The 25,900-nt window shown below is 66.1% G+C and carries 28 protein-coding genes and 1 pseudogene; 16 read left to right on the top strand and 13 right to left on the bottom strand.

Annotated features, from left to right (window positions below):
* Positions 1-54: 54 nt before the first annotated feature.
* Together phoU and PT85_RS12135 are read left to right on the top strand one after the other, a co-directional pair.
* Positions 55-780 carry a phosphate signaling complex protein PhoU gene (gene phoU, locus PT85_RS12140; RefSeq protein ID WP_027590221.1) on the top strand — a complete coding sequence of 242 codons (726 nt, stop codon included), beginning with the start codon at positions 55-57 and terminating at the stop codon, positions 778-780.
* 50 nt (positions 781-830) lie between these two features.
* Positions 831-1,259, top strand: a complete 429-nt coding sequence (locus PT85_RS12135; protein ID WP_051587396.1) for a DUF2269 family protein — start codon at positions 831-833, stop codon at positions 1,257-1,259.
* An 80-nt stretch (positions 1,260-1,339) separates the two neighbouring features.
* On the opposite strand, the gene PT85_RS12130 is transcribed toward PT85_RS12135, so the two are convergent.
* On the bottom strand, positions 1,340-1,993 hold the full coding sequence (locus PT85_RS12130) for a histidinol-phosphatase (protein WP_039606748.1): 654 nt from the start codon (positions 1,991-1,993) through the stop codon (positions 1,340-1,342).
* Between the two features lie 207 nt (positions 1,994-2,200).
* Here PT85_RS12130 and PT85_RS12125 point away from each other — a divergent pair, with 207 nt between their 5' ends.
* Entirely contained in the window at positions 2,201-2,680 is a 480-nt protein-coding gene (locus PT85_RS12125; RefSeq protein ID WP_027590219.1) for an RNA pyrophosphohydrolase, read from the top strand.
* Between the two features lie 18 nt (positions 2,681-2,698).
* Positions 2,699-4,978, top strand: a complete 2,280-nt coding sequence (gene ptsP / locus PT85_RS12120) for a phosphoenolpyruvate--protein phosphotransferase (protein ID WP_027590218.1) — start codon at positions 2,699-2,701, stop codon at positions 4,976-4,978.
* 59 nt (positions 4,979-5,037) lie between these two features.
* Here the strand turns inward: ptsP and PT85_RS12115 are convergent, their stop codons facing one another.
* Positions 5,038-5,247, bottom strand: coding sequence for a hypothetical protein (locus tag PT85_RS12115; protein ID WP_027590217.1), 210 nt, complete (start codon positions 5,245-5,247; stop codon positions 5,038-5,040).
* 273 nt (positions 5,248-5,520) lie between these two features.
* On the opposite strand from PT85_RS12115, the gene PT85_RS12110 reads away from it, so the two are divergent.
* The 3 genes from PT85_RS12110 to PT85_RS12100 all read left to right on the top strand — a co-directional run bounded on the left by PT85_RS12110 (position 5,521) and on the right by PT85_RS12100 (position 8,135).
* Positions 5,521-5,781: a DUF4212 domain-containing protein gene (locus PT85_RS12110; protein WP_027590216.1), complete on the top strand. Its 261-nt coding sequence runs from the start codon at positions 5,521-5,523 to the stop codon at positions 5,779-5,781.
* A gap of 6 nt (positions 5,782-5,787) precedes the next feature.
* Entirely contained in the window at positions 5,788-7,539 is a 1,752-nt protein-coding gene (locus PT85_RS12105) for a sodium:solute symporter family protein (RefSeq protein ID WP_039606747.1), read from the top strand.
* A 224-nt stretch (positions 7,540-7,763) separates the two neighbouring features.
* Positions 7,764-8,135: a hypothetical protein gene (locus PT85_RS12100; protein ID WP_197058170.1), complete on the top strand. Its 372-nt coding sequence runs from the start codon at positions 7,764-7,766 to the stop codon at positions 8,133-8,135.
* A 15-nt stretch (positions 8,136-8,150) separates the two neighbouring features.
* On the opposite strand, the gene mtgA is transcribed toward PT85_RS12100, so the two are convergent.
* Complete coding sequence (gene mtgA, locus PT85_RS12095) at positions 8,151-8,888, bottom strand: monofunctional biosynthetic peptidoglycan transglycosylase (RefSeq protein ID WP_051587395.1); 738 nt, start codon at positions 8,886-8,888, stop codon at positions 8,151-8,153.
* Between the two features lie 42 nt (positions 8,889-8,930).
* Between mtgA and PT85_RS12090 the strand changes: the two genes are divergently transcribed.
* From PT85_RS12090 to PT85_RS12070, 5 genes are all read left to right on the top strand, one after another.
* Positions 8,931-9,302, top strand: a complete 372-nt coding sequence (locus tag PT85_RS12090; protein ID WP_027590212.1) for a DUF423 domain-containing protein — start codon at positions 8,931-8,933, stop codon at positions 9,300-9,302.
* 68 nt (positions 9,303-9,370) lie between these two features.
* Positions 9,371-9,571, top strand: coding sequence for a sulfur carrier protein ThiS (thiS, locus tag PT85_RS12085; protein ID WP_027590211.1), 201 nt, complete (start codon positions 9,371-9,373; stop codon positions 9,569-9,571).
* Between the two features lie 76 nt (positions 9,572-9,647).
* Entirely contained in the window at positions 9,648-10,442 is a 795-nt protein-coding gene (locus tag PT85_RS12080; RefSeq protein WP_039606745.1) for a thiazole synthase, read from the top strand.
* 56 nt (positions 10,443-10,498) lie between these two features.
* Positions 10,499-11,203 carry a tRNA (guanosine(46)-N7)-methyltransferase TrmB gene (gene trmB / locus PT85_RS12075; protein ID WP_027590209.1) on the top strand — a complete coding sequence of 235 codons (705 nt, stop codon included), beginning with the start codon at positions 10,499-10,501 and terminating at the stop codon, positions 11,201-11,203.
* A 137-nt stretch (positions 11,204-11,340) separates the two neighbouring features.
* A complete protein-coding gene (locus PT85_RS12070) occupies positions 11,341-12,681 on the top strand; it encodes a DUF1329 domain-containing protein (protein WP_039606744.1) in 1,341 nt (446 codons plus the stop codon).
* 48 nt (positions 12,682-12,729) lie between these two features.
* Here PT85_RS12070 and PT85_RS12065 read toward each other — a convergent pair whose 3' ends face one another.
* The 7 genes from PT85_RS12065 to ilvA all read right to left on the bottom strand — a co-directional run bounded on the left by PT85_RS12065 (position 12,730) and on the right by ilvA (position 18,838).
* A complete protein-coding gene (locus tag PT85_RS12065) occupies positions 12,730-13,053 on the bottom strand; it encodes a DUF3392 family protein (protein ID WP_027590207.1) in 324 nt (107 codons plus the stop codon).
* Positions 13,054-13,238: 185 nt separating this feature from the next.
* Positions 13,239-14,405: a radical SAM family heme chaperone HemW gene (gene hemW, locus PT85_RS12060; RefSeq protein WP_039606743.1), complete on the bottom strand. Its 1,167-nt coding sequence runs from the start codon at positions 14,403-14,405 to the stop codon at positions 13,239-13,241.
* Positions 14,402-14,995 carry an RdgB/HAM1 family non-canonical purine NTP pyrophosphatase gene (gene rdgB / locus PT85_RS12055; RefSeq protein ID WP_027590205.1) on the bottom strand — a complete coding sequence of 198 codons (594 nt, stop codon included), beginning with the start codon at positions 14,993-14,995 and terminating at the stop codon, positions 14,402-14,404. The genes hemW and rdgB overlap by 4 nt, the downstream gene beginning before the upstream one ends.
* Positions 14,992-15,408, bottom strand: a complete 417-nt coding sequence (locus tag PT85_RS12050; protein ID WP_039561337.1) for a DUF4426 domain-containing protein — start codon at positions 15,406-15,408, stop codon at positions 14,992-14,994. The genes rdgB and PT85_RS12050 overlap by 4 nt, the downstream gene beginning before the upstream one ends.
* A 26-nt stretch (positions 15,409-15,434) precedes the next feature.
* Positions 15,435-16,055 carry a methionine biosynthesis protein MetW gene (gene metW / locus PT85_RS12045; protein ID WP_027590203.1) on the bottom strand — a complete coding sequence of 207 codons (621 nt, stop codon included), beginning with the start codon at positions 16,053-16,055 and terminating at the stop codon, positions 15,435-15,437.
* Positions 16,056-16,065: 10 nt separating this feature from the next.
* A complete protein-coding gene (gene metX / locus PT85_RS12040; RefSeq protein WP_027590202.1) occupies positions 16,066-17,205 on the bottom strand; it encodes a homoserine O-succinyltransferase MetX in 1,140 nt (379 codons plus the stop codon).
* Between the two features lie 118 nt (positions 17,206-17,323).
* Positions 17,324-18,838, bottom strand: coding sequence for a threonine ammonia-lyase, biosynthetic (gene ilvA / locus PT85_RS12035; protein ID WP_039606742.1), 1,515 nt, complete (start codon positions 18,836-18,838; stop codon positions 17,324-17,326).
* A gap of 148 nt (positions 18,839-18,986) precedes the next feature.
* Here ilvA and rpiA point away from each other — a divergent pair, with 148 nt between their 5' ends.
* Both rpiA and PT85_RS12025 read left to right on the top strand, forming a co-directional pair.
* Positions 18,987-19,661, top strand: coding sequence for a ribose-5-phosphate isomerase RpiA (rpiA, locus tag PT85_RS12030; protein WP_039606741.1), 675 nt, complete (start codon positions 18,987-18,989; stop codon positions 19,659-19,661).
* Positions 19,662-19,902: 241 nt separating this feature from the next.
* Positions 19,903-20,238 carry a YegP family protein gene (locus PT85_RS12025; protein WP_027590199.1) on the top strand — a complete coding sequence of 112 codons (336 nt, stop codon included), beginning with the start codon at positions 19,903-19,905 and terminating at the stop codon, positions 20,236-20,238.
* Positions 20,239-20,305: 67 nt separating this feature from the next.
* Here PT85_RS12025 and PT85_RS18595 read toward each other — a convergent pair whose 3' ends face one another.
* The 3 genes and pseudogenes from PT85_RS18595 to PT85_RS12015 form a co-directional block, all read right to left on the bottom strand.
* Positions 20,306-21,019, bottom strand: a complete 714-nt coding sequence (locus PT85_RS18595; RefSeq protein ID WP_407681094.1) for a methyl-accepting chemotaxis protein — start codon at positions 21,017-21,019, stop codon at positions 20,306-20,308.
* Between the two features lie 141 nt (positions 21,020-21,160).
* Positions 21,161-22,228, bottom strand: a pseudogene (locus PT85_RS18590) (methyl-accepting chemotaxis protein); the annotation flags it as partial.
* Between the two features lie 205 nt (positions 22,229-22,433).
* Positions 22,434-23,213 carry an exodeoxyribonuclease III gene (locus PT85_RS12015; protein WP_039561330.1) on the bottom strand — a complete coding sequence of 260 codons (780 nt, stop codon included), beginning with the start codon at positions 23,211-23,213 and terminating at the stop codon, positions 22,434-22,436.
* A gap of 233 nt (positions 23,214-23,446) precedes the next feature.
* Between PT85_RS12015 and pyrE the strand changes: the two genes are divergently transcribed.
* Positions 23,447-24,088: an orotate phosphoribosyltransferase gene (pyrE, locus tag PT85_RS12010; protein ID WP_027590196.1), complete on the top strand. Its 642-nt coding sequence runs from the start codon at positions 23,447-23,449 to the stop codon at positions 24,086-24,088.
* 246 nt (positions 24,089-24,334) lie between these two features.
* The gene (locus PT85_RS12005; RefSeq protein WP_065365789.1) at positions 24,335-25,810 is read left to right on the top strand and encodes a DUF3360 family protein; all 1,476 of its coding nucleotides are present in this window, start codon (positions 24,335-24,337) and stop codon (positions 25,808-25,810) included.
* The last annotated feature ends 90 nt before the right edge of the window (positions 25,811-25,900 follow it).

Genomic DNA, 25,900 nt, shown 5'->3' with positions numbered 1-25,900 from the left:
TTTGCCAAGGGCCGGCCTGTCCGGCGAGAGAAAACAGTTCGCAAGGGTTAGAACATGATCAACAAAGACAGCCACACCCAGCACATTTCCCAGCAGTTCAACGCCGAGCTGGAGGAAGTGCGCAGCCACCTGCTGGCCATGGGCGGCCTGGTGGAGAAGCAGGTCAACGATGCGGTCATCGCGCTGATCGAGGCCGATTCCGGCTTGGCCCAGCAGGTGCGCGACGTGGACGACCAGACTAACCAGATGGAGCGCGACATCGACGAGGCGTGCCTGCGCATCCTCGCCCGTCGCCAGCCGGCGGCCTCGGACCTGCGTCTGGTGATCAGCATCTCCAAGTCGGTGATCGACCTGGAGCGCATCGGCGACGAGGCCTCGAAGATCGCCCGCCGCGCCATCGAGCTCTGCGAGGAAGGCTCCGCGCCGCGCGGCTATGTCGAGGTGCGCCACATCGGCGATCAGGTACGGCGCATGGTGCGCGACGCGCTGGACGCCTTTGCGCGCTTCGACGCCGAGTTGGCGCTGTCGGTGGCGCAGTACGACAAGACCGTGGACCGTGAGTACAAGACCGCGCTGCGCGAGCTGGCCACCTACATGATGGAAGACCCGCGCTCCATTTCCCGGGTGCTCAGCATCATCTGGGCGCTGCGCTCGCTGGAGCGCATCGGCGACCACGCGCGCAACATCGCCGAGCTGGTGATCTATCTGGTGCGCGGCACCGATGTGCGCCACATGGGTCTCAAGCGCATGCAGCAAGAGGTGCAGGGCAAGGCCGACTGAGCCACCGGCGACTCTCGGTCTAGACTCCTGCCGTCGACAGGGGGAAGACCATGGACACCGTGCTGAGCTTGCAGATACTGCTGGGCCTGCTGGCGCTCTCGTTGCTGGCGCTGACCGGCGCGCTCGCTGCGTTGCTCTGGCAGCGCTGGCGCGCCGACACCTGGCCTCGCTGGGCCGGGCGGGCCCGGCGGTTGCGCCTGGCGCCACCGGCTTTGCTGTTCCTCGTGCTGGCGGCGCCCGTGGTGGCCTGGTGGCTGTTGCACCTGCAGGCGGTGCCGTTCGGCGAAACCTGGGTGCTGGCCGGCGCCTGTTTGTATCTGCTGGCCGGCATCGCCTGGCTGCTGTTGGCGACACGCTTGTGGGCGCTGGGCAATGGCGCCGCGCAGGCGGCGCACGCTCTGCCGGTCGCCTTCGGTTCGGCTGTGGCGGCGCTGGTGCTGCAGGTGGTGATCTTGGGACTGATGGCGGTACGGCCGTAGGCAGAAGCCCTGTTCCAGGCTGACTTCCGTCGCAAGCACGGCGACCAGGGCGACGCTGACCGCCCCACAGGCTTGGGGTCTCAGCGCAGCGAGATCACCGGCCAGCCGCGGGCCTCGGCCTCGGAGCGCAGCACGGCGTCCGGGTCCACCGCCACCGGGTTGCTCACCCGGAGCAGCAGCGGCAGGTCGTTGCGCGAGTCGCTGTAGAACCAGCTGCCCTGCAGATCCAGCCCGTTCTCCGCCAGCCACCGCTCCAGGCGCACCACCTTGCCTTCCTGGAAGCAGGGAACGTCGACGCTGCGGCCGATGTAGCGGCCATCCTCCATGCCGCACTCGGTGGCCAGCAGGGTCTCCACGCCCAGCCGGGCGGCAATTGGCCCGGTGATGAAACGGTTGGTGGCGGTGATGATTACCACCCGGTCGCCCGCTTCCTGGTGGCGACGCAGCAGCGCCTCACCCTTGGCCAGGACGATCGGCTCGATGAACTCGGCCATGAACTCGCGATGCCAGGATGCGAGCTGGGCCATCTCGCTGCGGCCGAGGAGTTCCTGGCAGAAGTCCTGATAGGCTTGCACGTCGAGGCAGCCATCCAGGTAATCCTGATAGAAGGCATCGTTCCGGGCACGGTAGCTGTCGACTTCCACCAGGCCGCGCCGGCAGAGGAACTCGCCCCAGGCATGGTCGCTGTCGCCGGCCAGCAGCGTGTTGTCCAGATCGAAAAGAGCCAGGGCCACGAATCACCTCGGTACGGGAGCAAAAAGGCTGCAGAGCATAGCGGGTCCGCTCGCCACACTGAAGGGATGCACGGCCACCCCGCAACCCGTGCGCCGAGCGGCGTCGAACGCGGCGCCAACGAAACGGTGACAGAGCCAAGGCTTTGCTTTCAGGGCTCTTCGGTTTTATGGAACAATGCCGCCACTTGATTGGCGAGGTGATCCCAGGTGATCGACTCCGATGGTTTCCGCCCGAATGTCGGCATCATTCTGACCAATGATGTCGGTCAGGTGCTATGGGCGCGCCGCATCAACCAGGACGCCTGGCAGTTTCCCCAGGGTGGCATCAATCACCAGGAAACCCCGGAACAGGCGCTGTACCGGGAACTCAACGAAGAGGTCGGCCTGGAGCCGGAGGATGTCCGCATCCTGGCCTGCACCCGGGGTTGGCTGCGCTACCGGCTGCCGCAACGCCTGGTGCGCACCCACAGCCAGCCGCTGTGCATCGGCCAGAAGCAGAAGTGGTTCCTGCTGCGCCTGCTCAGTGACGAAACGCGGGTACGCATGGATCTGACAGGCAAGCCGGAGTTCGACGGCTGGCGCTGGGTCAGTTACTGGTACCCACTGGGACAGGTGGTCACCTTCAAGCGCGAGGTCTACCGTCGCGCCTTGAAAGAGCTGGCCCCGCGCCTGCCCGCGCGGGACTGACACGGAGAGCCCACCAGCATGCTGAATACGCTGCGCAAGATCGTCCAGGAAGTGAATGCCGCCAAAGACCTCAAGGCGGCCTTGGGCATCATCGTGCAGCGTGTGAAGGAGGCCATGGGCAGCCAGGTCTGCTCGGTCTACCTGCTCGATCCCGAGACCAACCGCTACGTGCTGATGGCCACCGAAGGCCTCAACAAGCGCGCCATCGGCAAGGTCAGCATGTCGCCCAACGAGGGCCTGGTCGGTCTGGTGGGCAGCCGCGAGGAGCCGCTGAACCTCGAGCATGCCTCCGAACACCCGCGCTACCGCTACTTCGCCGAAACCGGCGAGGAGCGCTACGCCTCCTTCCTCGGCGCGCCGATCATCCACCACCGACGGGTGATGGGCGTGCTGGTGGTACAGCAGAAGGAACGCCGTCAGTTCGATGAGGGCGAGGAAGCGTTTCTGGTGACCATGAGCGCACAACTGGCCGGGGTGATCGCCCATGCCGAGGCCACCGGCTCGATTCGCGGCCTGGGCCGCCAGGGCAAGGGCATCCAGGAAGCACGCTTCGTCGGCATTGCCGGTGCGCCTGGCGCGGCCATCGGCACTGCGGTGGTGGTGCTGCCGCCGGCGGACCTGGACGTGGTGCCGGACCGTCCGGCCGAGGACGTCGAGGCCGAACTCAAGCGCTACCAGACCGCCCTGGCCGCGGTGCGTGAGGAATTGCAGACCCTTTCGGCGAAGCTGGCCAACCAACTGCGCCCCGACGAGCGGGCACTGTTCGATGTCTACCTGATGATGCTCGACGACGCCGCGCTCAGTAAGGACGTGGTGCAGCTGATCAAGGGTGGTCAGTGGGCACAGGGCGCGCTGAGTCAGGTCATTCGCGCGCACGTCGATCGCTTCGAGCAGATGGGCGACCCCTACCTGAGCGAGCGCGCCTCGGACGTGCGTGATCTGGGGCGCCGGCTGCTGGCCCACCTGCAGCAGGAACGTCAGCAGACCCTCGTCTATCACGACAACACCATCCTCGTCAGCGAGGAGCTGACCCCGGCGATGCTCGGCGAAGTGCCGGAGGGCAAGCTGGTCGGCCTGGTGTCCGTGCAGGGCTCGGGCAACTCCCATGTGGCGATCCTGGCGCGTGCCATGGGCATTCCCACCGTGGTCGGCGCAGTCGACCTGCCGTATGCCAAGGTCGACGGCATCGAGATGATCGTCGACGGCTACCACGGCGAAGTGTTCACCAACCCCGGCGCGGTGCTGCGCAAGCAGTACGGCGAAGTGGTGGAGGAGGAGCGCCAGCTGACCCAGGGCCTGGAGTCGCTGCGCAGCCTGCCCTGCGTGACCCTGGACGGCCAGCGCATGCCGCTGTGGGTCAACACCGGCCTGTTCGCCGACGTGGCGCGCGCCCAGCAGCGCGGCGCCGAGGGCGTCGGCCTGTACCGCACCGAAGTGCCGTTCATGAGCAACGAGCGCTTCCCCAGCGAGAAGGAGCAGGCAGCCATCTACCGAGAGCAGCTGGCTGCCTTCCACCCGCAGCCGGTGACCATGCGCACCCTGGACATCGGCGGCGACAAGTCGCTGTCCTATTTCCCGATCAAGGAACAGAACCCCTTCCTCGGCTGGCGCGGCATCCGCGTCACCCTCGACCATCCGGAAATCTTCCTGGTGCAGGTGCGCGCCATGCTCAAGGCCAGCGAGGGCCTGGAGAACCTGCGCATTCTGCTGCCGATGATTTCCGGCGTGCTGGAACTGGAGGAATCGCTGCACCTGATCCATCGCGCCTGGAGCGAGGTGCGCGACGAGGGCGTCAACGTGCCCATGCCGCCGCTGGGCGTGATGATCGAGATTCCGGCGGCGGTGTACCAGATCCGCGAGCTGGCCAGCCAGGTCGATTTCATCTCGGTCGGTTCCAACGACCTGACCCAGTATCTGCTGGCGGTGGACCGCAACAACCCGCGTGTGGCCGACCTCTACGACTTCCTGCACCCGGCGGTGCTGCAGGCGCTGCGCCAGGTGGTCGACGGCACCCATGCGGAGGGCAAGTCGGTGAGCATCTGCGGCGAAATGGCCGGCAACCCGCTGGCGGCGGTGCTGCTGCTGGCCATGGGCTTCGATAGCCTGTCGATGAACGCCACCAACCTGCCCAAGGTGAAGTGGTTACTGCGCCAGATCACCGCCAGCAAGGCCCGCGAGCTGCTGGACGAGGTGATGCGCATCGACAACCCGCACGTCATCAACAGCACCCTCAATCTGGCGTTGCGCAACCTGGGCCTGGGCCGGGTGATCAATCCCGCCGCTGCCGTACAAGCCTGAGCGAGCCCCTATTGGGCCGGCTTCATACCGGCGCCTGTCCCAGCCTTCGCCAAGCCCTTCTAGATCCCCTCGTCGTGCTGAAAATCCTCGGTGGCGCGCGCCACCATGCGTCGCCAGTCGCCCGAGGCCGCGCCGAGCTGGCGTACGGCCTCCAGCAGAGTGAGGAAGGCGGCGTGCTGCAGCTGGGCGTCGCCCTGCGCGGCGGCCTGGTCGGCCTGTTGGCGGGCCTGTTGCAGCAAGCGCTCGAAGTGCTCGGAATCGAAGGGCATGGCAGTTACTCCGCGACGGGCTTCTGCGACCAGTAAAGCGAAGGAATGCTCCCGTTGGTCGTAAAGCCGATGGACTGCCTGAATTTGACTCCGGAGGCGGTCGCCTTTGCCTTCGGTCAGGGTGTCGAACGACGCGTCCGACCCTTGGTCGGAGCCGGCAAAGCCGCGTGGTAGCGCGCTTACGGCAAGACTAAGGTAGTAGACGTCGCGAAAACCGACTTCTGTACGATGTAGCTGCCTGCCCCCCAATAACAACAATGTGAGGAACATTAAATGGCAGATCACAAGTCAAACGCCGAAGCCTATTGGTCGGCTAACCTCCGCCTCATCCTGGGAAGCCTGGTTATCTGGGCCCTGTGTTCTTACGGATTCGGCATCATCCTGCGTCCCATGCTGTCGGGCATCATGATCGGTGGTGCCGATCTTGGCTTCTTCTTCGCTCAGCAAGGCTCGATCTACGTCTTTATTGCGTTGATCTTCTTCTATCGCTGGAAGATGAACAAACTCGATAAAGAATTCGGTCTCGAGGAGTAAGCCGGAATGAGCCAATTTGCAATCAACATGCTGTTCGTGGGGGCGTCGTTCGTCCTCTACATTGGTATTGCGCTCTGGGCGCGTGCGGGCTCCACCAAGGAGTTCTACGTCGCCGGCGGCGGTGTCGGGCCGATCCCCAACGGCATGGCCACCGCGGCGGACTGGATGTCCGCAGCCTCCTTCATCTCCATGGCCGGCCTGATCTCCGTCGGCTACGTCAACTCCTCGTTCCTGATGGGCTGGACCGGCGGCTACGTGCTGCTGGCCATGCTGCTGGCGCCTTACCTGCGCAAGTTCGGCAAGTTCACCGTGCCGGACTTCGTGGGTGACCGCTTCTACAGCAAGGGTGCCCGCCTCGTAGCGGTCATCGCCCTGCTGCTGACCTCCATCACCTACGTGATCGGTCAGATGAGCGGCGCCGGCGTGGCCTTCGCCCGCTTCCTGGAAGTGAGCAGCAGCACCGGTATCTGGCTCGCCTCGGCGGTAGTGTTCGTCTACGCCGTGATCGGCGGCATGAAGGGCATCACCTACACCCAGGTGGCCCAGTACGTGGTGCTGATCCTGGCCTACACCATCCCGGCCATCTTCATCTCCCTGCAGCTGACCGGCAATCCGATCCCGCAGATCGGCATGTTCGGCGAGCACACCGAGTCCGGTATGCCGCTGCTGCAGAAGCTGAACGAAGTGGTACGTGACCTGGGCTTCCAGGACTACACCGCCGACGTGTCCAACAAGCTGAACATGGTGCTGTTCACCCTGTCGCTGATGATCGGTACCGCCGGTCTGCCGCACGTGATCATCCGCTTCTTCACCGTACCGAAGGTTGCTGACGCCCGTTCCTCCGCTGGTTGGGCCCTGGTGTTCATCGCCCTGCTGTACACCACCGCTCCGGCCGTGGCTTCCATGGCTCGCCTGAACCTGCTCACCACCGTGTACCCGCAGGGTGTTGAACAGCCGGCACTGGAATACTCCGAGCGTCCGCAGTGGGTGAAGACCTGGGAAGAAACCGGTCTGATCAAATTCGAGGACAAGAACAACGACGGCCGCATCCAGTACTACAACCCGACCGCTGACTTCAGCGACCGCGGCTGGGCTGGCAACGAGCTGACCGTGAACTCCGACATCCTCGTACTGGCCAACCCGGAAATCGCCAACCTGCCGGGCTGGGTGATCGGCCTGATCGCCGCAGGCGCCATTGCTGCCGCACTGTCCACCGCAGCCGGTCTGCTGCTGGCCATCTCCTCGGCAATCAGTCATGACCTGATCAAGACGATCATCAATCCGAACATCAGCGAGAAGGGTGAAATGCTCGCCGCGCGGATCTCGATGGCCGTGGCGATCCTGGTGGCGACCTACCTGGGTCTCAACCCTCCCGGCTTCGCCGCGCAGGTGGTGGCGCTGGCCTTCGGTATCGCCGCGTCCTCGATCTTCCCGATGCTGATGATGGGTATCTTCTCCCGTCGCATTAACAGCGTTGGCGCGATCTCGGGCATGGTTGCCGGTCTGGCCTTCACCGTGATCTACATCTTCATGTTCCTGGGCTGGTTCTTCATCCCGGGTACCAACAGCCTGCCGAACACTCCGGACAACTGGCTGTTCGGTATCTCCCCGCTGTCCATCGGTAGCGTGGGTGCGGTCATCAACTTCGTCGTGGCCTTCGCCGTGGCGTACATGACCGCTCCGCCGCCGAAGGAAGTTCAGGACCTGGTGGAAAGCGTTCGCTTCCCGAAGGGTGCTGGCGCTGCTGTTGCTCACTGATTGACACGGCGTGACGAACCGGGACATGTTCCCGGTTCGGTTTGATCCAGGCGGGCTTCCCTTCAACAAGGAAGCCCGCCTTCATTTCGGGGATTCCTATGATTTGGCATTTGGTTGCATTGGGAGTGGCTGGCCTTGGCGCGGGTGGCATCGCCTACCTGTTGCGCAGGCTGAGCCGTAACAGACTGCCCGCCTGGTTTGTCCCGGCCCTGGCCGGTTTTGGGATGCTGGCCTACCAGATCAACTACGAATACGACTGGGCCGCGCACAAGGAGAGCCAGTTACCCGCAGGCTCAGTGGTGGTCGCGCAGGAGGAAGAACAGCAGATCCTGCGCCCCTGGACCTACCTGGTGCCACTGACTGTCGGGCTGACCGTGGTCGACACCACCAACATCCAGCAGCTCGAGCAGGACGGACAGCGCATCCGGCAGTTCATCCTCTACCGCTTCGAGAAGGAATATGTGGACCGTCTGGACCACCAGCCCCACCTGCTCAACTGCGATACCGCCGAACTGGTGCCGATCACCGGCCAGGGCGCGGGCGCGCTGCGGCAGCTGGAGCGCGACGACGCGCTGTACCGCGCCGTTTGTCAGTAATACCCTGCGCGCCGCTCACAGGCGCAGCAGGTAATCCGCACCGCCCAGCTGGCGCATCTGCTGGCGAATCCAGAAGGCCCGCCGGTCTATGTAGGCGCTGGGTCGGCCGGCGCTCCAGCGCCGCGGGTTGGGCAGGGTGGCTGCCAGCAGGCTGGCCTGGCGATCGCTGAGCCGGGCGGCCGACACCCGGAAATGGTGCCGGGCAGCCGCCTCGGCGCCGAACACACCGTTCCCCCATTCCACGCTGTTCAGGTACACCTCGAGGATGCGCTGCTTGGGCCAGAGCGTTTCCACCAGCAGGGTGAACCACACCTCCAGGCCCTTGCGCACCCAGCTGCGCCCCGACCACAGGAACAGGTTCTTGGCCACCTGCTGGCTGAGGGTGCTGGCGCCACGCAGGCTGCCGCCGCGCCGGTTGTGTTGCAGGGCGTCGCGAATCGCCGGCAGGTCGAAACCCCAGTGCTCGGCGAAGCGCTGGTCCTCGGCGGCGATCACCGCCATCTTCAGGTTGTTCGGCAGGCGCTCCCAGGGTTGCCACTGGCGTTGCAGGTCCAGCGTGTCGCCCGCGCGCCAGGCCTCGATCTTGCGTTCCACCATCAGTGCCGTGCCCGGCGGCGGCACCCAGCGAAACACCAGCACCAGCGCCACGCTCAGCCCCAGCAGGCCGAGCGCCAGCAGGAACAGGCGCCGCAGCCAGCGCCGCACTGCGCCAGCGCGCCCGAGACGCGGGAAATTGGAGGGTCGGCGAGGCATCATAGGCGCCTTTGATTCTCTGACTGGCAAGGAGTTTGGCTCATGGGTCGCGTCTACCTGTTCCTGGCGGCGTTCTTCGGCTTCACCGGCGTGGCGCTGGGCGCCTTTGCCGCTCATGGTCTGCGCGGGCGTCTGACCGCCGCCCACCTGGAGGTGTTCCAGACCGGTGTGCATTACCAGCAGATCCACGCCCTGGCGTTGCTGGCCGTGGTGTTGCTGGCCGCGCGCGGCACCAGCCGTCTGCTGGCCGCCACCGGCCTGTGCTTCAGTCTGGGTATTGTGCTCTTTTCCGGCAGCCTGTACCTGATGACCCTGGCCGGGCTGAAACTGGGCCTGGTCACCCCGCTGGGCGGCGTGCTATTCCTGATCGGCTGGGCTTGCCTGGGTCTGCTCGCCTGGCGACGCACTGCCTGATGGCGGCTTGGTCGCTGCCGGGGATCGGGCTAGAATGCCCGGCCCTTGCCCGCTGACAGCACACGACCATGCGCATCCATCTCAATGGTGAAGCCCGCGATACGCGCGACGGCCTGAGCATCGCCGACCTGCTGGCCGAGCTCGGCCTGACCGAGCGCCGCGTGGCCGTCGAACTCAACCTCGACATCGTCCCGCGCAGCCTGCACGCCGACACCCGCCTGCGGGAGGGCGACCGCCTGGAAATCGTCCACGCCATTGGCGGCGGCTAGCGATCGCGTCGCCAGGCCGCTCGTCCCATCACCGTCCGCGCACGACGCGGGCGTCTGTCCCCTGGAGGAACCCGCGATGACCCTCGCCGCGCATGACCAACCCTTCACCCTTGCCGGGCGCACCTACCAGTCGCGCCTGCTGGTGGGCACCGGCAAGTACAAGGATCTGGAAGAAACCCGCCAGGCCATCGAGGCCTCCGGCACGGAGATAGTCACCGTCGCGGTGCGCCGCACCAACATCGGCCAGAACCCCGGCGAACCCAACCTGCTGGATGTGATCAGCCCCGAGCGCTACACCATCCTGCCCAACACTGCCGGCTGCTACACCGCCGAGGAAGCAGTACGCACCTGCCGCCTGGCCCGCGAGCTGCTGGATGGCCACAACCTGGTGAAGCTGGAAGTGCTGGCCGACCAGAAGACCCTGTTCCCCAACGTGGTTGAAACCCTGGCCGCCGCCGAAACGCTGGTCAAGGAAGGCTTCGACGTGATGGTCTACACCAGCGACGACCCCATCGTCGCCCGTCGGCTGGCCGAGATCGGCTGCATCGCGGTGATGCCGCTGGCCGGCCTGATCGGCAGTGGCCTGGGTATCTGCAACCCATACAACCTGCGCATCATCCTGGAGGAGTCGCCGGTTCCCGTGCTGGTGGACGCCGGTGTCGGCACCGCCTCGGACGCCACCATCGCCATGGAACTCGGTTGCGCCGCCGTGCTGCTCAACAGCGCCATCGCCCACGCCCAGCACCCGGTGCTGATGGCCCAGGCCATGAAGCACGCCGTGGAAGCCGGCCGTCTCGCCTACCTGGCCGGGCGTATGCCGAAGAAACTCTACGCCAGCGCCTCCTCACCCCTGGAAGGCCTGGTTCGCTGATCCGTCCCGCCCGGGGATGAGCCCCGGGCCCGCTTTTTTTCTCTGCCGGAAACACCATGACTGACACCGCCGATCTCCCGCCCGAGCACCGCCGCACCATTAAGAGCTTCGTGATGCGCGCCGGACGCATGACCACCGGCCAGCAGCGCGGCCTGGAACTGGGCTGGCCGAAATTCGGCCTGGAACTCGAGGGCGGCCTGCTCGATCTCGACCAGTTGTTCGGCCGCCAGGCGCCGCGTACCTTCGAGATCGGTTTCGGCATGGGCCAGGCCACGCTGGAGATGGCCGCCGCCGCCCCCGAGCAGGACTTCATCGGCGTCGAGGTGCACAGGCCCGGCGTCGGCGCGCTGCTCAACGGCCTGCTGCTGCAGAACCTCACCAACGTGCGCGTGTACAGCTGCGATGCGCTGGAAGTGCTGCGCACCTGCATTCCCGACGCCAGCCTGGACCGCGTGCTGCTGTTCTTCCCCGATCCCTGGCACAAGGCGCGACACAACAAGCGGCGCATCGTGCAGCCGGCCTTCGCCGAACTGGTTCGCCAGAAGCTCAAGGTCGGCGGTGTGCTGCATATGGCGACTGATTGGCAACCCTATGCGGAACACATGCTCGAAATCTTGAGCGCCGCCCCCGGATATGCCAACCTCGCCGGCGACGCTGGCTATGTGCCACGCCCGGAGGAGCGCCCGGTGACCAAGTTCGAACGGCGCGGCGAACGCCTCGGCCATGGCGTCTGGGACCTGAAGTTCCAGCGAACCGCCTGAGACGGCCTCCAGCAGGACGGAAAACAACAACAACGCCGGAAGCACCGGCGCGCTGATTTTTCCTCACAGACAAACAATGGACGACGGCACGCCTGGCCGTCCCGCAGGACGGCACGCCATGTGCCAGGGAGCGAACTGTGTTGAAACCTATTGCCATGCTGTTATTGGCCGGCTGCGTGCTGCAGGCGCAAGCCGCCGTGTCGCCGGCCCAGGCCGAGCGTCTGGGTCGGGAGTTGACACCGCTGGGTGCCGAACGCGCCGGCAACCCCGAAGGCACCATTCCGGCCTGGACTGGCGGCATCACCCAGCCGCCGGCGGGCTACCAGCCGGGCAGCCACCATCCGGATCCCTACGCGGGCGACCAGCCGCTGCTGATCATCGACAAGCACACCCTCAACAACCACCGCGACCGGTTGCCAGAAGGGATGCAGCGTTTGCTGACCCTCTACCCGGACTACGCCGTGCGCGTCTACCCGACCCGCCGCAGCGCCGCGCTGCCGGAGCGCCTGTATACCGCCACCCGCCAGAACGCCACCCAGGCGCAGCTGATCTCCGGCGGTAACGGCATCCAGGGCGCCGCCGCCGGCGTGCCCTTCCCGCTGCCGCAGAATGGCCTTGAGGCCATCTGGAACCACATCACCCGCTACCGGGGCGAGCAGCTGCGCATGCTGACCAACCAGGCGGCGGTGTTGAGCAACGGCAGCTACAACCTGCTCAAGCTCGACCGGGAAATCTACTTCGTCTACAACCGCGAAGGCATGACCCCCGGCGAGCTGGACAACACCCTGTTCCACTACAAGTACAAGATCACCGCGCCGGCCAAGCTGGCCGGCTCGGCGCTGGTGGTGCAGGAAACCCTCGACCAGGTGCTGGCGCTCCGCAAGGCCTGGCGCTTCAACCGCGGCGAGCGCCGCGTGCGCCGCCTGCCGTCGCTGGCCTACGACTCGCTGCAGCCGGACACCAACGGCATGGCCACCGCCGACATGGTGGACGCCTACAACGGCGCGCCGGACCGCTACGAGTGGAAGCTGCTGGGCAAGCGCGAGATGATCGTGCCGTACAACAGCTACAAGGTGCACCAGCAGCGCATTCCCTACGATGAGATCCTCGGCGCCAAGACGGTCAACTCCGCGCTGCTGCGCTATGAGCTGCACCGTGTCTGGGTGGTCGAGGCCGACCTGCGTATCGGCTTCAAGCACCCCTATGCCAAGCGGCGCTTCTACATCGACGAGGACAGCTGGCAGATCCTGGCGGTGGACCTGTACGACGAGTCCGGCGAGCTGATCGGCCTGCAGGAAGCCCATCCGATCAACTATTACGAAGTCCCGGTGTTCCTGAGCACACTGGAGACCGTGTACGACTTCAAGGGTGGCCGCTACTTCGTCGACGGGCTGGACAACAACGAGCCGCCCTACGATTTCGGCGTGCGCCTGACGCCGCGCGACTTCTCGGCTCAGGCCCTGCGCCTGGGTAACTGACCCCCGGCGGGCAAAAGGAACGGCGCACTTCGGTGCGCCGTTTTCGTTTCAGCGCCGGTCCGCCGCCACGCCCAGCAGCAGGAAGGCCACCAGCACCACCGGCGCCAGCGTGTAGTTGTTGAAGTAGGCCAGGCCCTGGGCCAGCCAGGGGCTGGTGAAGACCAGGCCGAAACCGTAGACCAAGGCGCAGAACACCACGAACAGCAGTGTGCGCAATACGAAGTTGAGCCCGCCGATGGTGCGCTGCAGCCAGGCGTTGAGGTGCGGGCCGAACAGCACCAGCAACGTGGCCAGCAGGGCCAGGGCGATCTCGCTCAAGTGGCCGCGACACCAGCGCGACAGGCTGATGATCAGGTCCAGAAACATGTCCATCGGTTACCGCTCCGTGAATGACGAAGGCGCCTTTATAACCGCTCTGGAACGCACTCCGAAAGCCAAGCGGTCTCGAGCCCCGCTTTTCTAGGCGCGGCTTCAGCCGCGATGCTTTTTCGCGCGCGCATCCCAAAGCTCGCGACTGATGTCGCTCCTACAGGTTTGGTGCGCTAGCGAAGCGGCTGCTACGGCAGGAACAGCTGAAGCAGGTCGTTGAGGAACAGCTGGCCCTGTGTCGTGGCCACCAGGCGCTGGGCGTCGGGGCTGAGCAGGCCGCGGCGCTCGGCTTCGCGGCGGGCTTCGTTCAGCTCCCGGAGGTCGAGGCCGGTGCGTTCGGTGAACAGCGTCGCTGGCACGCCCTGGGTCAGGCGCAGGGCGTTCATCAGGAACTCGAACGGCAGTTCGTCCGGCGCCAGGACGCGGCGACCGGCCTCGAAGGCCTTGTCCGGGTCCAGATAGTCCTTGGGCAGGCGGGTGTTCCAGGTGCGGTGGATGACCCCGTCGGTCCCGCTGAGCTTGCCGTGGGCACCGGCGCCCAGGCCGAGGAAGTCGCCGAAGGTCCAGTAGTTGAGGTTGTGGCGTGCCTGACGGCCGGGCTGCGCGTAGGCGGAGGTCTCGTACTGGGCATAGCCATGTTCGGCGAGCAGTGCCTGGCCGGCCTCCTGGATGTCCCAGAGGGTGTCGTCCTCGGGCAGCTGTGGCGGCTGGCTCCAGAACACCGTGTTCGGCTCCAGGGTCAGCTGGTACCAGGAAAGGTGCGTCGGCTGCTGGGCGATGGCGGTGCGCAGGTCTTGCAACGCGTCATCCAGGCTCTGCTCCGGCAGGCCGTGCATGAGGTCGAGGTTGAAGTTGTCGAAGCCGGCCGCCCGCGCCATGTCGGCGGCGCGGATGGCTTCCTCGCCATCGTGGATGCGCCCCAGCGCCTTGAGCTTGTCGGCCTGGAAACTCTGCACGCCGATGGACAACCGGTTGATGCCCAGGCTGCGGTAGTCGCGGAACTTGGCCTGCTCGAAGGTACCCGGGTTGGCCTCCAGGGTGATCTCGATGTCCGGCGCGAAGCCCACGCGTCGTTCCAGGCCGGCGATGATGCGTTCCAGCGCCTGGGGCGAGAACAGGCTGGGCGTGCCGCCGCCGAAGAACACCGAGACCAGCTTGCGGCCATGGACCTGGTCCAGGCGCTGGCCAAGCTCGGCCAGCACGGCGTCCACGTACTCACGCTCCGGCAGTTGCGGGCCGGCGGCGTGGGAGTTGAAGTCGCAGTAGGGGCATTTGCGCACGCACCAGGGGATGTGCACATAGGCCGCCAGCGGCGGCAGCCGGAAACCGCTGGCGTGGTCCGCAGTGCCGCTCATAGGCCCAGGCGCGCGCGCAGCTGCGCCATGGCGCGGGCCCGGTGGCTGAGCTGGTTCTTTTCCGCGGGCGGCAGCTCGGCGCTGGAGCATTCGCGCTCCGGCACCCAGAACAGCGGGTCGTAGCCGAAGCCGTGCTCGCCACGGGCCGCGTGCAGGATGCTGCCGTGCCACAGACCTTCGCAGAGGATCGGCAACGGATCGTCGGCATGCCGCACCAGCGCCAGGGCACAGACGAACTGGGCGGTGCGCTGCTCGTCTGGCACGTCGCGCAGGACCTCGAGCAGCTTGGCGTTGTTGGCCGCGTCGCCCGCGCCGCCGGCGTAGCGCGCCGAGTAGATGCCGGGCGCGCCGCCCAGGGCGTCCACCGCCAGGCCGGAGTCGTCGGCCAGCGCCGGCAGGCCGCTGATGCGCGCCGCATGGCGCGCCTTGAGGATGGCGTTCTCGACGAACGACAGGCCGGTTTCCTCCGGCTCGACCGTGGAGAACTCACCGATCGAGCGTACCCGCACCTGCGCGCCCAGCATGGCTTGCAGTTCCTTGAGTTTGCCGGCGTTGTGGCTGGCCAGCACCAGTTCGCTGAAGAGGCTCATCGATCGGGGAAGAATTCCTGGTTGAAGGAGAAACTGTTGCGCGGCCCGCCGGCGCTCTGCACGTTGACCGTGAAGCTGAGGGTTTCCTCGCCGATGGGGAATTGCGCCAGGTAGTAGACCGCCTCGCCCTCGCGCACCTGACGGAAACTGAGGTTGGTGATCTGGCCCATCAGGTTGCGCACCTGACCGCTGACGGTGGCGGTGATCGGCTTGCCGGCCTTGAGTACGGCGATGTTCAGCACGCCCTGGTTGCCGGCACGGGTCAGCCCGGCGGCGGCGGCGATTTCCGGCTGCAGGAAGCTGGAGTTGAACGCGCTGTAATGTACGTCCAGGTCATCGAAGCTGTACTTGCGTTCGGCCAGGGCCGGCAGCGCCAGGCAGAGGCTGAAGAACAACAGGAATAGACGGCGCATGGTGAGGTCTCCTCGGAAACGTGGGGTCAGGGGGCGACCGGGTGATCCTGCAGGCCGGGGCTGCTGAGCCGGTAGATGCCGATCTCACCCAACAGATTAGGCCACAGGCGGCTGCCCCAATCGTGGCGGTGCTGGCGATCCACAGCCAGGCGCTCGAGCACCCGCGCCTGGCGCTCGCGGCACAGCTGCTCGAAATCCTCGAAGGTGCAGAAGTGGATATTCGGTGTGTTGTACCAGGTGTACGGCAGGAACTCGGACACCGGCATGCGGCCCTTGGTGGTGAGGTACCAGCGGCAGCGCCAGTGGCCGAAGTTGGGGAAGGTGACGATGCAGGTCTTCCCCACCCGCAGCATCTCGTCGAGGATGCGGTCCGGGTAGTGCACGGCCTGCAACGCCTGGGTCATCACCACCACGTCGAAGCTGCCGGTGGCGAAGTTGCCCAGGCCCTTGTCCAGGTCCTGTTCGATGACATTGACGCCACGCTCGACGCAGCGGGCGATGTTGTCCGGGTCGATCTCCAGGCCGTAGCCGGTGACCTGCTTGTGGTCACGCAGCCAGGCCAGCAGTTCTCCGGTGCCGCAGCCGAGGTCGAGCACCCGGCTGCCGGCGGGAATCCACTCCTGGATGATGTCCAGATCGGCGCGCATGGGGACTTCCTCAGATGGCAATGCGGTTCATGTAGCTGCTGAACACCTGCTGATAGCGCGGCACCGGCAACAGGAAGGAGTCGTGGCCCTGGGGCGCGTCGATCTCCACGTAGCTGACGTTCTTGCGCGCCGCCAGCAGGGCGTCCACCAGCTCCCGCGAACGGGCCGGGGAGAAGCGCCAGTCGGTGGTGAAGGACATCAGGCAGAAGTCCGCCTTGGCCACCGCCAGCGCCCTGGCCAGGTCGCCGCCATGCGCGGCCGCCGGGTCGAAGTAGTCCAGCGCCTTGGTCATCAGCAGGTAGGTGTTGGCGTCGAAGCGGGTGGAGAACTCGTCGCCCTGATAGCGCAGGTAGCTTTCCACCTGGAATTCCACACTGTGGAAGTCGTAGTTGAGGCGATCGGTCTTCAGCTCGCGGCCGAACTTGGCACCCATCGCGTCATCGGACAGGTAGGTGATGTGGCCGACCATGCGCGCCAGGCGCAGGCCGCGGCGGGGCAGCACGTCGTGCTCGTAGAAGTGGCCGCCGTGGAAATCCGGGTCGGTGAGGATCGACTGACGCGCCACCTCGTTGAAGGCGATGTTCTCGGCCGACAGGCGCGGCGCCGAAGCGATGCACAGGCAGTGGCGCACGCGCTCGGGATAGCTCATGGTCCATTGCAGCGCCTGCATGCCGCCGAGGCTGCCGCCGACCACCGCCGCCCACTGTTCGATGCCGAGCCGATCGGCCAGGCGTGCCTGGCTGTTCACCCAGTCCTCTACGGTGACCACCGGGAAATCGGCGCCGTAGGGCTTGCCGGTAGCCGGATTGAGGCTGGCCGGGCCGGTGGAGCCGTTGCAGCCGCCCAGGTTGTTGAGCGCCACCACGAAGAAGCGGTTGGTGTCGATGGGCTTGCCCGGCCCGATGCAGCTGTCCCACCAGCCCGGCTTGCGGTCTTCGGGGCTGTGGTAGCCGGCGGCATGGTGATGGCCGGACAGGGCGTGGCAGATCAGCACCGCATTGCTGTGTGCGGCGTTGAGCGTGCCATAGGTTTCGTAGATCAGCTGGTAGTCGGCCAGTTCGCGTCCACAGGCCAGGGCCAGCGGCTCGGCGAAATGTGCAATACGGGGCTCGACCAGACCCACGGAATCTTCGGGAAAGACAGACGACATCGACCCGGCTCGTGTGCAGGAAGGGAAGCGGCACAGTCTACTGTGTGGCGCGCCGCAATTCACCCTTGGCGCGGCAAGGGCAGTGCAGGCCGGCACGCAGCCGGCCATGCCGGCGGCCTCAGCCGAGGAACAGCTGGTAGGCCGGGTTGTCGCTTTCGTCCCAGAAGGGGTAGCCGATGGCCTCCAGTGCCGCCGGCAACAGGTGCAGCTCCTCTTCCGGCACCTGCAGCCCGGCCAGCACGCGGCCGTCGGCGGCGCCGTGGTTGCGGTAGTGGAACATGCTGATGTTCCAGCGCCCGCCCAGCTTGTTGAGGAAGTTGAACAGCGCGCCCGGCCGCTCGGGGAACTCGAAGCGCAGCACCCGCTCGCCGCGCACGCCGTTGGCGCGCCCGCCGACCATGTGCCGCACGTGCAGCTTGGCCAGTTCGTCGTCGGTCAGGTCCAGCACCGGGAAACCTTTCTCGCGCAGGCCGTCCACCAGCGCCTCGCGCGGGTCGTGCTCGGGGTGGGTCTGCACGCCGACGAAGATGTGCGCCTCGCTGGAACTGTTGTAGCGGTAGTTGAACTCGGTGATCTGCCGCTTGCCGATCGCCTGGCAGAACTGCTTGAAGCTGCCGGGCTGCTCGGGAATGGTCACCGCGATGATCGCCTCGCGCTTCTCGCCCAGCTCGGCCCGTTCGGCCACATGGCGCAGGCGGTCGAAGTTGATGTTGGCGCCCGAATCGACCGCCACCAGCACCTGCCCGGCCACGCCTTCGCGGGCCACGTACTTCTTGATGCCCGCAACGCCCAGGGCGCCGGCCGGTTCGGTGATCGAACGGGTGTCGTCGTAGATGTCCTTGATCGCCGCGCACAGCTCGTCGGTGCTGACGGTGATCACCTCGTCGACGAAGTGCCGGCACACCGCGAAGCAGTAGTCGCCGATCTGCGACACCGCCACGCCGTCGGCGAACAGGCCCACCTGCGGCAGCACCACCCGTTCGCCGGCCGCCATGGCCTGTTGCAGGCAGTTGGAGTCCTCCGGCTCGACGCCGATCACCTTGGTCTCGGGGCGCAGGTACTTCACATAGGCCGCGATGCCGGCGATCAGCCCTCCGCCGCCCACCGGCACGAAGATGGCGTCCAGCTGGTTCTGCTGCTGACGGAGGATCTCCATGGCCACGGTGCCCTGGCCGGCGATCACCTCCGGATCGTCGTAGGGGTGGATGTAGACCAGGCCCTTTTCCTCCACCAGCTTGAGCGAGTGGGCCAGCGCCTCGGGGAAGGCGTCGCCGTGCAGCACCACCTTGCCGCCCCGCGCACGCACGCCCTGCACCTTGAGCTCCGGCGTGGTGCGCGGCATGACGATGGTCGCCTTGATGCCCAGGTGGCGCGCCGCCAGCGCCACGCCCTGGGCATGGTTGCCGGCCGAGGCGGTGACCACGCCGCGCGCCCGTTCTTCCTCGGTGAGCTGCGCAATGCGGTTGTAGGCGCCACGAATCTTGAACGAGTACACCGGCTGCAGGTCTTCGCGCTTGAGCAGAATCTGGTTGCCCAGGCGTTCCGACAGCTGGCGAGCGGGTTGCAGAGGGGTTTCCTCGGCGACGTCGTAGACGCGCGAGGTGAGGATCTTCTTGACGTACTGTTCGAGCATCGTGGCGGTCTTGAGCGGCGGTTGCGGGAGCCGGGAAGTCTACTCCTCCGCTTCGTCGGGCGCACCGTCCGCGCCGGCCGGCTCCTCGCCCGCCGTGGACTTGGGGGTATAATCCGCGCCCTCCCGTCTCTCCCCCAGGCACCTCGCGATGACCCAGGATCAGCTCAAGCAGGCCGTGGCCCAGGCCGCTGTCGATCACATTCTTCCCCGCCTCGAACGCAACAGCGTAATCGGCGTGGGCACCGGCTCCACCGCCAACTTCTTCATCGACGCCCTGGCGCGCCACAAGATGGACTTCGACGGCGCGGTGGCCAGCTCGGAAGCCACCGCCCAGCGCCTGAAGAATCATGGCATTCCGGTGTACGACCTCAATTCGGTGGCCGAGCTGGAGTTCTACGTCGATGGCGCCGACGAGGCCAACGACCGCCTGGAGCTGATCAAGGGCGGCGGCGCGGCGCTGACCCGCGAGAAGATCGTCGCCGCCGTGGCGCGCACCTTCATCTGCATCGCCGACGCCAGCAAGCGGGTGCCGGTGCTGGGCAACTTCCCGCTGCCGGTGGAGGTGATTCCCATGGCGCGCAGCCATGTGGCGCGTCAGCTGGTCAAGCTGGGCGGCGACCCGGTGTACCGCGAGGGTGTATTGACCGACAACGGCAACGTGATTCTCGATGTGCACAACCTGCACATTATTGATGCGGTGAAGCTGGAAGCCGACATCAATGCCATCGTCGGCGTGGTCACCAACGGCCTGTTCGCCGCGCGCCCGGCCGACCTGCTGCTGCTTGGCACTCCGACCGGCGTGCAGACCCTGACCCGGGCCTGAACGCCGGGCCTGCCGTAGGGTGGATCGCGCTTCATCGATCCACCAGCGCGCTGCGAGGCGCGGCCGGCCAGGCGCGCCGTGCCGGCGCGATGGCGGGCAAGGAAAACGTTGTCCACCCTACGGTGCTGCGCCCCCACCGCACAACGTTAGGGCCACCGTGGCCGGCTGCTACCGACGAAACGCAGCCGTGCGCGAAGCGGCCTACGCTTGTTGGCAGGCACACAGCACAGGAGGTGTCGCCATGCCGCCCGGCAAGTTCCATCTGAAGAAGGTCAGCAATGGCCAGTTCCACTTCAATCTGCTGGCCAGCAACGGCCAGGTCATCCTCTCCAGCGAACAGTACAAGGCACGCGACTCGGCGCTCAACGGCATCGATTCGGTGCGCCGCAACGCCAAGCGCGACGGCGCGTTCGAAGTGAAGGAGAGCAGCAACGGCAAGCACTACTTCGTGCTCAAGGCCAGCAACGGCCAGGTGGTCGGCCAGAGCCAGATGTACGCCAGCCTGGCCAGCGCCGAACAGGGCTGCGAATCGGTCCGCCGCTATGCGCCCGAGGCCCTGCTGACCGAGGACCTGTGAGCAGGCTGTGAATGAAAAACGCCGCGCTCCGAGGGGCGCGGCGTTTTTCCAGAGTGTCGGCGTGCGATCAGATGCGGAAGCGGCTGACCATCGCGGTCAGCTGGTTGCCCAGGCGCGCCAGCTCGGTACTCGACTTGGCGATTTCCTGCGAGGCGACGGTGGTCTGCTCGGTCACGTCGCGCACGCTGATCACGCTGCGGCTGATCTGCTCGGCCACCACGCTCTGCTGCTCCGCGGCGGCGGCAATCTGCTGGTTCATCGACTGGATATTGGAGACACCCTTGTTGATGCTGCCCAGCGCGGCACCGGCCTTGCGGGTCAGCTCCACGCTGCTGCCGGCCAGGCTGTGGCTGCTGTGCAGGCTGCTGGCGACCCGCTGCGTACCGTTCTGCAGGCCGGCGACCAGCTCCTCGATCTCCTCGGTGGACTGCTGGGTGCGCTGCGCCAGGGTGCGCACCTCGTCGGCGACCACGGCGAAGCCGCGTCCGGCTTCGCCAGCCCGCGCGGCCTCGATGGCGGCGTTGAGTGCCAGCAGGTTGGTCTGCTCGGCGACCGCCTTGATCACGTCCATGACGCTGCCGATCTTGTTGCTTTCATGCTCCAGCTGGGCCATGGCCTCGGTCGAACGATTGACCTCGCCGGCCAGGCGCTCGATCTGCGCGACGACCTCGTTGACCACCCGGTCGCCTTCGCGGGCCTGGCTGTCCGCTTCGTTGGCTGCCCTGGCCGCCAGTTCGGCGTTGCGCGCCACGTCCTGCACGGTGGCGGACATCTCGTGCATCGCGGTGGCCACCTGATCGGTCTCGGTCTTCTGTTTGCCGACGCCGGTGCTGGTCTGCTCGGTTACCACCGACAATTCCTCGGCGGAGCTGGCAATCTGCGTGGCGCTGTCGCGAATACGACCGATCAGCTCGCGCAGCGTGCCGGCCATGTCCTGGATACCCTGCTGCAGGACACCCAGCTCGTCACGGCGGGTAATGCGGGCATCGCTGGTCAGATCGCCGTCGGCGATGCGGCGGGCGATCTCCAGGGTCTCCTGCAGGGGTTGGGTGATCTGGCGAGCAATCAGCGTGGCGGCGATGACGCTCAGCACGAGGGCCGCAAGGGCACCGAGGAGCTGGAAGGAAATGGCCTGGGTGCTGTCCTCGTCACGCAGGCTGAACTGGATGTTCTGCAGCTCTCCGGTGAGTTTCAGCAGCGCGTCGGCCTGCTGGGTCATCTCATTGCCAATGACGGAGACCTCAAGGATGTGTTTCTTGTAATCATCCAGGGGCGAGAAGTAGCGCTGCAAGGCGGTCTTCAGGTCACGGAGCTGGGCAGGGAAGTGCAGATTGAGCAGCCGTTCGGTGGCTTCCAGCGCGGCCATCGTCTTGTTCATCTGGTTGGTCAGGATGCGCTCACGGTCCGCTGACCTGGTCATCATGAAGCCGCGCACTTCGTAACGCGTCATCAGCATTTCGTCGTTGAAGGCGGTGAAGCCTGCTTGCAGGGAACTGCGCTGTGGATTGCCGGTGTCCAAGGCGCCGATCCGGTCGCGCAGGTCATTAATCAGCTTCAGGACGGTATTACCTTCGCTGATCATCGTACGGCGAGCCACCTGTGTCTGGGCGACGGCGTTGCGCATGCGCTGCAGTGCGTCTTGGTAGGCGCTGATGGGGCCCGTCATGGCATTCAGGCGTTGCCGGCTAGCATCAGTGACGCGCAAGCCCAGCGCTTTCTGCTGCTGGGCTTGCAAGGCGGCGAGGTCGTTATCCGATCGACGAGCAGCCTCTTCGTCGCCGTCCGTCAGCATGTAGGCGAGGCGGCTGATCTGCAGCTGACTGGTGGCCGCATCCAGGCGAGCAATTTCGGCCTGCACGTCGCTGCGGTGGATCATATTGCTCAGGCTGTTCCAGCCGATCAGCGCCAGGGCCAGGGTGAATATCAGCACGAGGCCAAAGCCCAGTCCCAGCTTGCGACTCACGCTCAGGTTTCCAAACCAGTTCAACATTCGAATCTCCAGAGTTCCGGGGTATCGGCGGAAGGGCAGAGCTGGAGAATTATTCTTGGCGCCAGCTTTTCGCCGCATTTGTGGGCGATATCGGCCGAGCAATGTTCAGCTTGAATGGAGTCCGCCAGGCGAAACGCAGTTTCGGAATAGATGAAATCCAGAAAAAACGCCGCATGAACAGGCGGCGTTTCAGGTGGGCTGAGGCTCAGACGCTCAGCAGCCAGTCGTAATCGACGGTCAGCGGTGCGTGCTGGGAAAAGCGCGGCTGGCGAGGCAGCTTGGCCGCGCGCACGAAGCGGCGCATGCCGGGAGTCAGCAGCTGGTAGTCCAGGCGCCAACCAAGGTTGAGCGTCTCGGCCTGCTCGCTGTCCGGCCACCAGCTGTACAGATCGCCCTCGCGGCTGACCTCGCGCAGTGCGTCCACATAGCCCATGGTGCCCAGCACCTGGTCCATCCAGGCGCGCTCGGGCGGCAGGAAACCGGGCAGCTGCTGGCAGTCGCGCCAGTTCTTCACGTCCAGCTTCTGGTGCGCCAGGAACAGCGAGCCGCAATACAGGTACTCGCGGCGCTTGCGGCGCTGCTTGTCGAGGTAATGGGCGAAGTCTTCCATGAACTTGAACTTCTGGTTCAGCTGCTCGTCGCCGCCATGCCCGCTGGGCAGCAGCAGGCTGGCGATGCTCAGCTTGTCGAAGTCCGCCTGCAGGTAGCGTCCGTAGCGGTCGCACAGCTCGAAGCCCAGGCCGCTGATCACCGCCTTGGGCTGCAGGCGCGAATAGATCGCCACGCCACCCTGGCTGGGCACTTCCGCTTCGGCGGCGTACAGGTAGTAGCCATCCAGCTGGAAGGCCGGGTCTTCGAGCTCGTAGGCGGAGGCGCGCGTGTCCTGCAGGCAGATCACGTCTGCATTCTGGGCCTGCAGCCAGCTGAGCAGGCCACGTTCGGCGGCTGCCTGAATGCCATTCACGTTCAGGTTGATGATCCGCATAGGTATCCCAATAGGTAGGGCGGGGGCGAGCGGAAACGGATTCCGGCCCCGGGGAACCGCTGGATAAGCGGTTCAGGTGTTCACAGAAAACCGGCTTCGTGAGCCGGTCGGCAAGATGGCGCGAATCTTATCACTGCCTGACGCCGGAGCGCAGCCGGCGCCTGCAAATGCGGCGGGCGCGGCGCGGGTGTATCATGCCGCGCGTTTGCAACCGGCCAACTTCGGATTTCCTCATGCAGGCGTATCAGCGCGACTTCATTCGTTTTGCCATCGAGCGCGGTGTTCTGCGTTTCGGCGAGTTCACCCTCAAGTCCGGGCGCACCAGCCCCTACTTCTTCAATGCCGGGCTGTTCAACAGCGGCGCCGCGCTGGCCCAGCTGGGGCGGTTCTACGCCGAGGCCGTGGTCGACAGCGGCCTGGCCTTCGACGTGCTGTTCGGGCCGGCCTACAAGGGCATCCCCCTGGCGGCGGCCACCGCTGTGGCGCTGGCCGAGCAACACGACCGTGACCTGCCCTGGTGCTTCAACCGCAAGGAAGCCAAGGACCATGGCGAAGGCGGCACCCTGGTGGGTGCGCCGCTGCAGGGCCGCGTACTGATCATCGACGACGTGATCACCGCCGGCACCGCCATTCGCGAGGTCATGCAGATCATCAAGGCCCAGGGCGCTACGCCGGCCGGCGTGCTGATCGCCCTCAACCGCCAGGAGCGCGGCCAGGGCGAGCTGTCGGCGATCCAGGAAGTCGAACGCGACTTCGGCATGCCGGTGGTCAGCATCGTTTCGCTGGAGCAGGTGCTCGAATACCTGGCCGGCGACGCCCAGCTCAAACAGTACCTGCCGGCGGTGGAAGCCTACCGCGCGCAATACGGCGTCTGAGCAGGCCGCCTGTCATCCGGACACGCGCCCGCTCGTCCGAAATGCCGGAGCCGGGGCGCGCGTCCCGGCGCCGTGCGCTTCCAAGCGCAAGAGCCCTCACTCCCCGCTACAGGGGCGCGCAACGCGGTTAGGGTGGCGGCGCTAGCAAAAAACGCCGTCCGCTCACAATAGGGTAATGGTCGGGGCGAGGATTGCCGCCACGACCTGTACCTTGCGCGCGCTTTTTGTATGCGCGCGGACTCCGATATGAACGACAAGACCCAGAGCTATCAGGCGCTCCACAAACCCAGCAAGGCGTTCGCCCGGCGGGCGGACTACCTGGAGCACGAGCTGACCATCATGGCGCCGCGGCGCTGGCGGCCCAACCTGCCCTTCCGCGACTACCGCTTCGAGTACGAAGACTGGGTGCCGGCGATGGCCGCCACCATCGGCAAGATCGTCATGGTCGCCGCGGTGGTCGCCGCCTTCGCCGGACCGCTGGGCCTGTCCAACGACTTCGTCATCGAGAACGTGCGCTACGAGATGCTGATCGCCGCGCTGCTGTTCGTGGTGCTGTTCTCCGGCTTCCTGATTCCCACCGCCAACCTGGCCGGCACCCACGGGCCGCTGATTCCCCTGATTCCGCTGATCGTCGCCTCCGGCGGCCACCCCATGGCGCTGGGCATCATGGTCGGCGTGCTGGGCTTTCTGCTCGGTGTGCTGCGCGGCGGCAGCCTGCTGGCGAGGCTGACCAGCGACGGGGTGTGTGGCGGTCTGCTGCTCTACCTGGGCTTCATCGGCATGACCTCGCAGATCAAGTCGCTGTTCGCCTGGGCCAACGGCTTCGACATGGGCTACCTGGCCTTCGTGGTGGTGCTGGCCACCATCGTGCTGTACGCCTACCTGGAACACCTGCGCGCGCGCTGGCTGGCGATTCCGCTGGGTTGCGCGATGGCGGCGCTGATCGCCTTCGCCCTGGGCGCGCCGTTCGAATTCCATACCGAACCGGGCATTCCCAACCTCAACCCCATGTACTGGTGGGGCGAGAACAGCGGCTGGCAGCTCGGCCTGCCGCAGCTGGAGCATTTCGTCGCCGTGGCGCCGTTCGCCGTGCTGGCGGTGGCCATGTGGTCGCCGGACTTCCTCGGCCATCGCATCTTCCAGCAGCTCAACTACCCCCACAAGGCGCAGAAGGTGCTGATGAACATCGACGACACCATGTGCGTCGCCGCCGCGCGCCAGGCGGTCGGCACCGCGCTGGGCGGCGGCAACCTGGCCTCGTCCTGGGGCACCTACATGGTGCCGGCGGCCATCGCCAAGCGGCCCATCCCGGCCGGGGCGATCCTCACCGGCCTGCTGTGCGTGGTGGCGGCGCTGTGGGGCTACCCGATGGACCTGGCGATCTGGCCGCCGGTGCTCAGCGTGGCGCTGATGGTCGGCGTGTTCCTGCCGCTGCTGGAAGCCGGCATGCAGATGACCCGCGAGGGCAAGACCTCGCAATCGGCGGCCATCGTGATCTTCTCCTCGGCGCTGGTGAACCCGGTGTTCGGCTGGTCGCTGACCGTGCTGCTCGACAACCTCGGGCTGATCGGCGACAAGGAGCGCGGCAAGGGCCTGGGCCATCTGCAGCGCTGGATCATCCCGCTGGTGATGTTTGCCGTACTCTGCGGCGTAATGGCCGCCATCGGCATGTTCCCGGGCGTGCCGGCACTGGTGGAATCGTTCCGTAGCCTGGGCGCCTAGGGCGGTCGGCGCCGTGCCGGCGCGTTGGTGGACAATGAGAAACGTTGTCCACCCTACTAGGCGTTTCGGTGCAGGCCGAAGCCAAAGGCT

It is taken from the genome of Pseudomonas flexibilis, from assembly GCF_000806415.1.
Lineage (GTDB): Bacteria > Pseudomonadota > Gammaproteobacteria > Pseudomonadales > Pseudomonadaceae > Serpens > Serpens flexibilis.
The sequence above is the reverse complement of the archived record's forward strand: the minus strand, read 5'-3'. Positions and strand labels throughout refer to the sequence as shown.

What these genes read in the sequence shown, in the direction of transcription:
- phoU (WP_027590221.1), top strand. Translation starts at nt 55, where the DNA reads ATGATCAACAAAGACAGCCACACCCAGCACATTTCCCAGCAGTTCAAC.
- PT85_RS12135 (WP_051587396.1), top strand. Translation starts at nt 831, where the DNA reads ATGGACACCGTGCTGAGCTTGCAGATACTGCTGGGCCTGCTGGCGCTC.
- ptsP (WP_027590218.1), top strand. Translation starts at nt 2,699, where the DNA reads ATGCTGAATACGCTGCGCAAGATCGTCCAGGAAGTGAATGCCGCCAAA.
- PT85_RS12115 (WP_027590217.1), bottom strand. Translation starts at nt 5,247, where the DNA reads ATGCCCTTCGATTCCGAGCACTTCGAGCGCTTGCTGCAACAGGCCCGC.
- PT85_RS12110 (WP_027590216.1), top strand. Translation starts at nt 5,521, where the DNA reads ATGGCAGATCACAAGTCAAACGCCGAAGCCTATTGGTCGGCTAACCTC.
- PT85_RS12105 (WP_039606747.1), top strand. Translation starts at nt 5,788, where the DNA reads ATGAGCCAATTTGCAATCAACATGCTGTTCGTGGGGGCGTCGTTCGTC.
- PT85_RS12100 (WP_197058170.1), top strand. Translation starts at nt 7,764, where the DNA reads ATGCTGGCCTACCAGATCAACTACGAATACGACTGGGCCGCGCACAAG.
- mtgA (WP_051587395.1), bottom strand. Translation starts at nt 8,888, where the DNA reads ATGCCTCGCCGACCCTCCAATTTCCCGCGTCTCGGGCGCGCTGGCGCA.
- PT85_RS12090 (WP_027590212.1), top strand. Translation starts at nt 8,931, where the DNA reads ATGGGTCGCGTCTACCTGTTCCTGGCGGCGTTCTTCGGCTTCACCGGC.
- thiS (WP_027590211.1), top strand. Translation starts at nt 9,371, where the DNA reads ATGCGCATCCATCTCAATGGTGAAGCCCGCGATACGCGCGACGGCCTG.
- PT85_RS12080 (WP_039606745.1), top strand. Translation starts at nt 9,648, where the DNA reads ATGACCCTCGCCGCGCATGACCAACCCTTCACCCTTGCCGGGCGCACC.
- trmB (WP_027590209.1), top strand. Translation starts at nt 10,499, where the DNA reads ATGACTGACACCGCCGATCTCCCGCCCGAGCACCGCCGCACCATTAAG.
- PT85_RS12065 (WP_027590207.1), bottom strand. Translation starts at nt 13,053, where the DNA reads ATGGACATGTTTCTGGACCTGATCATCAGCCTGTCGCGCTGGTGTCGC.
- hemW (WP_039606743.1), bottom strand. Translation starts at nt 14,405, where the DNA reads ATGAGCGGCACTGCGGACCACGCCAGCGGTTTCCGGCTGCCGCCGCTG.
- rdgB (WP_027590205.1), bottom strand. Translation starts at nt 14,995, where the DNA reads ATGAGCCTCTTCAGCGAACTGGTGCTGGCCAGCCACAACGCCGGCAAA.
- PT85_RS12050 (WP_039561337.1), bottom strand. Translation starts at nt 15,408, where the DNA reads ATGCGCCGTCTATTCCTGTTGTTCTTCAGCCTCTGCCTGGCGCTGCCG.
- metW (WP_027590203.1), bottom strand. Translation starts at nt 16,055, where the DNA reads ATGCGCGCCGATCTGGACATCATCCAGGAGTGGATTCCCGCCGGCAGC.
- metX (WP_027590202.1), bottom strand. Translation starts at nt 17,205, where the DNA reads ATGTCGTCTGTCTTTCCCGAAGATTCCGTGGGTCTGGTCGAGCCCCGT.
- ilvA (WP_039606742.1), bottom strand. Translation starts at nt 18,838, where the DNA reads ATGCTCGAACAGTACGTCAAGAAGATCCTCACCTCGCGCGTCTACGAC.
- rpiA (WP_039606741.1), top strand. Translation starts at nt 18,987, where the DNA reads ATGACCCAGGATCAGCTCAAGCAGGCCGTGGCCCAGGCCGCTGTCGAT.
- PT85_RS12025 (WP_027590199.1), top strand. Translation starts at nt 19,903, where the DNA reads ATGCCGCCCGGCAAGTTCCATCTGAAGAAGGTCAGCAATGGCCAGTTC.
- PT85_RS18595 (WP_407681094.1), bottom strand. Translation starts at nt 21,019, where the DNA reads ATGCACGAGATGTCCGCCACCGTGCAGGACGTGGCGCGCAACGCCGAA.
- PT85_RS12015 (WP_039561330.1), bottom strand. Translation starts at nt 23,213, where the DNA reads ATGCGGATCATCAACCTGAACGTGAATGGCATTCAGGCAGCCGCCGAA.
- pyrE (WP_027590196.1), top strand. Translation starts at nt 23,447, where the DNA reads ATGCAGGCGTATCAGCGCGACTTCATTCGTTTTGCCATCGAGCGCGGT.
- PT85_RS12005 (WP_065365789.1), top strand. Translation starts at nt 24,335, where the DNA reads ATGAACGACAAGACCCAGAGCTATCAGGCGCTCCACAAACCCAGCAAG.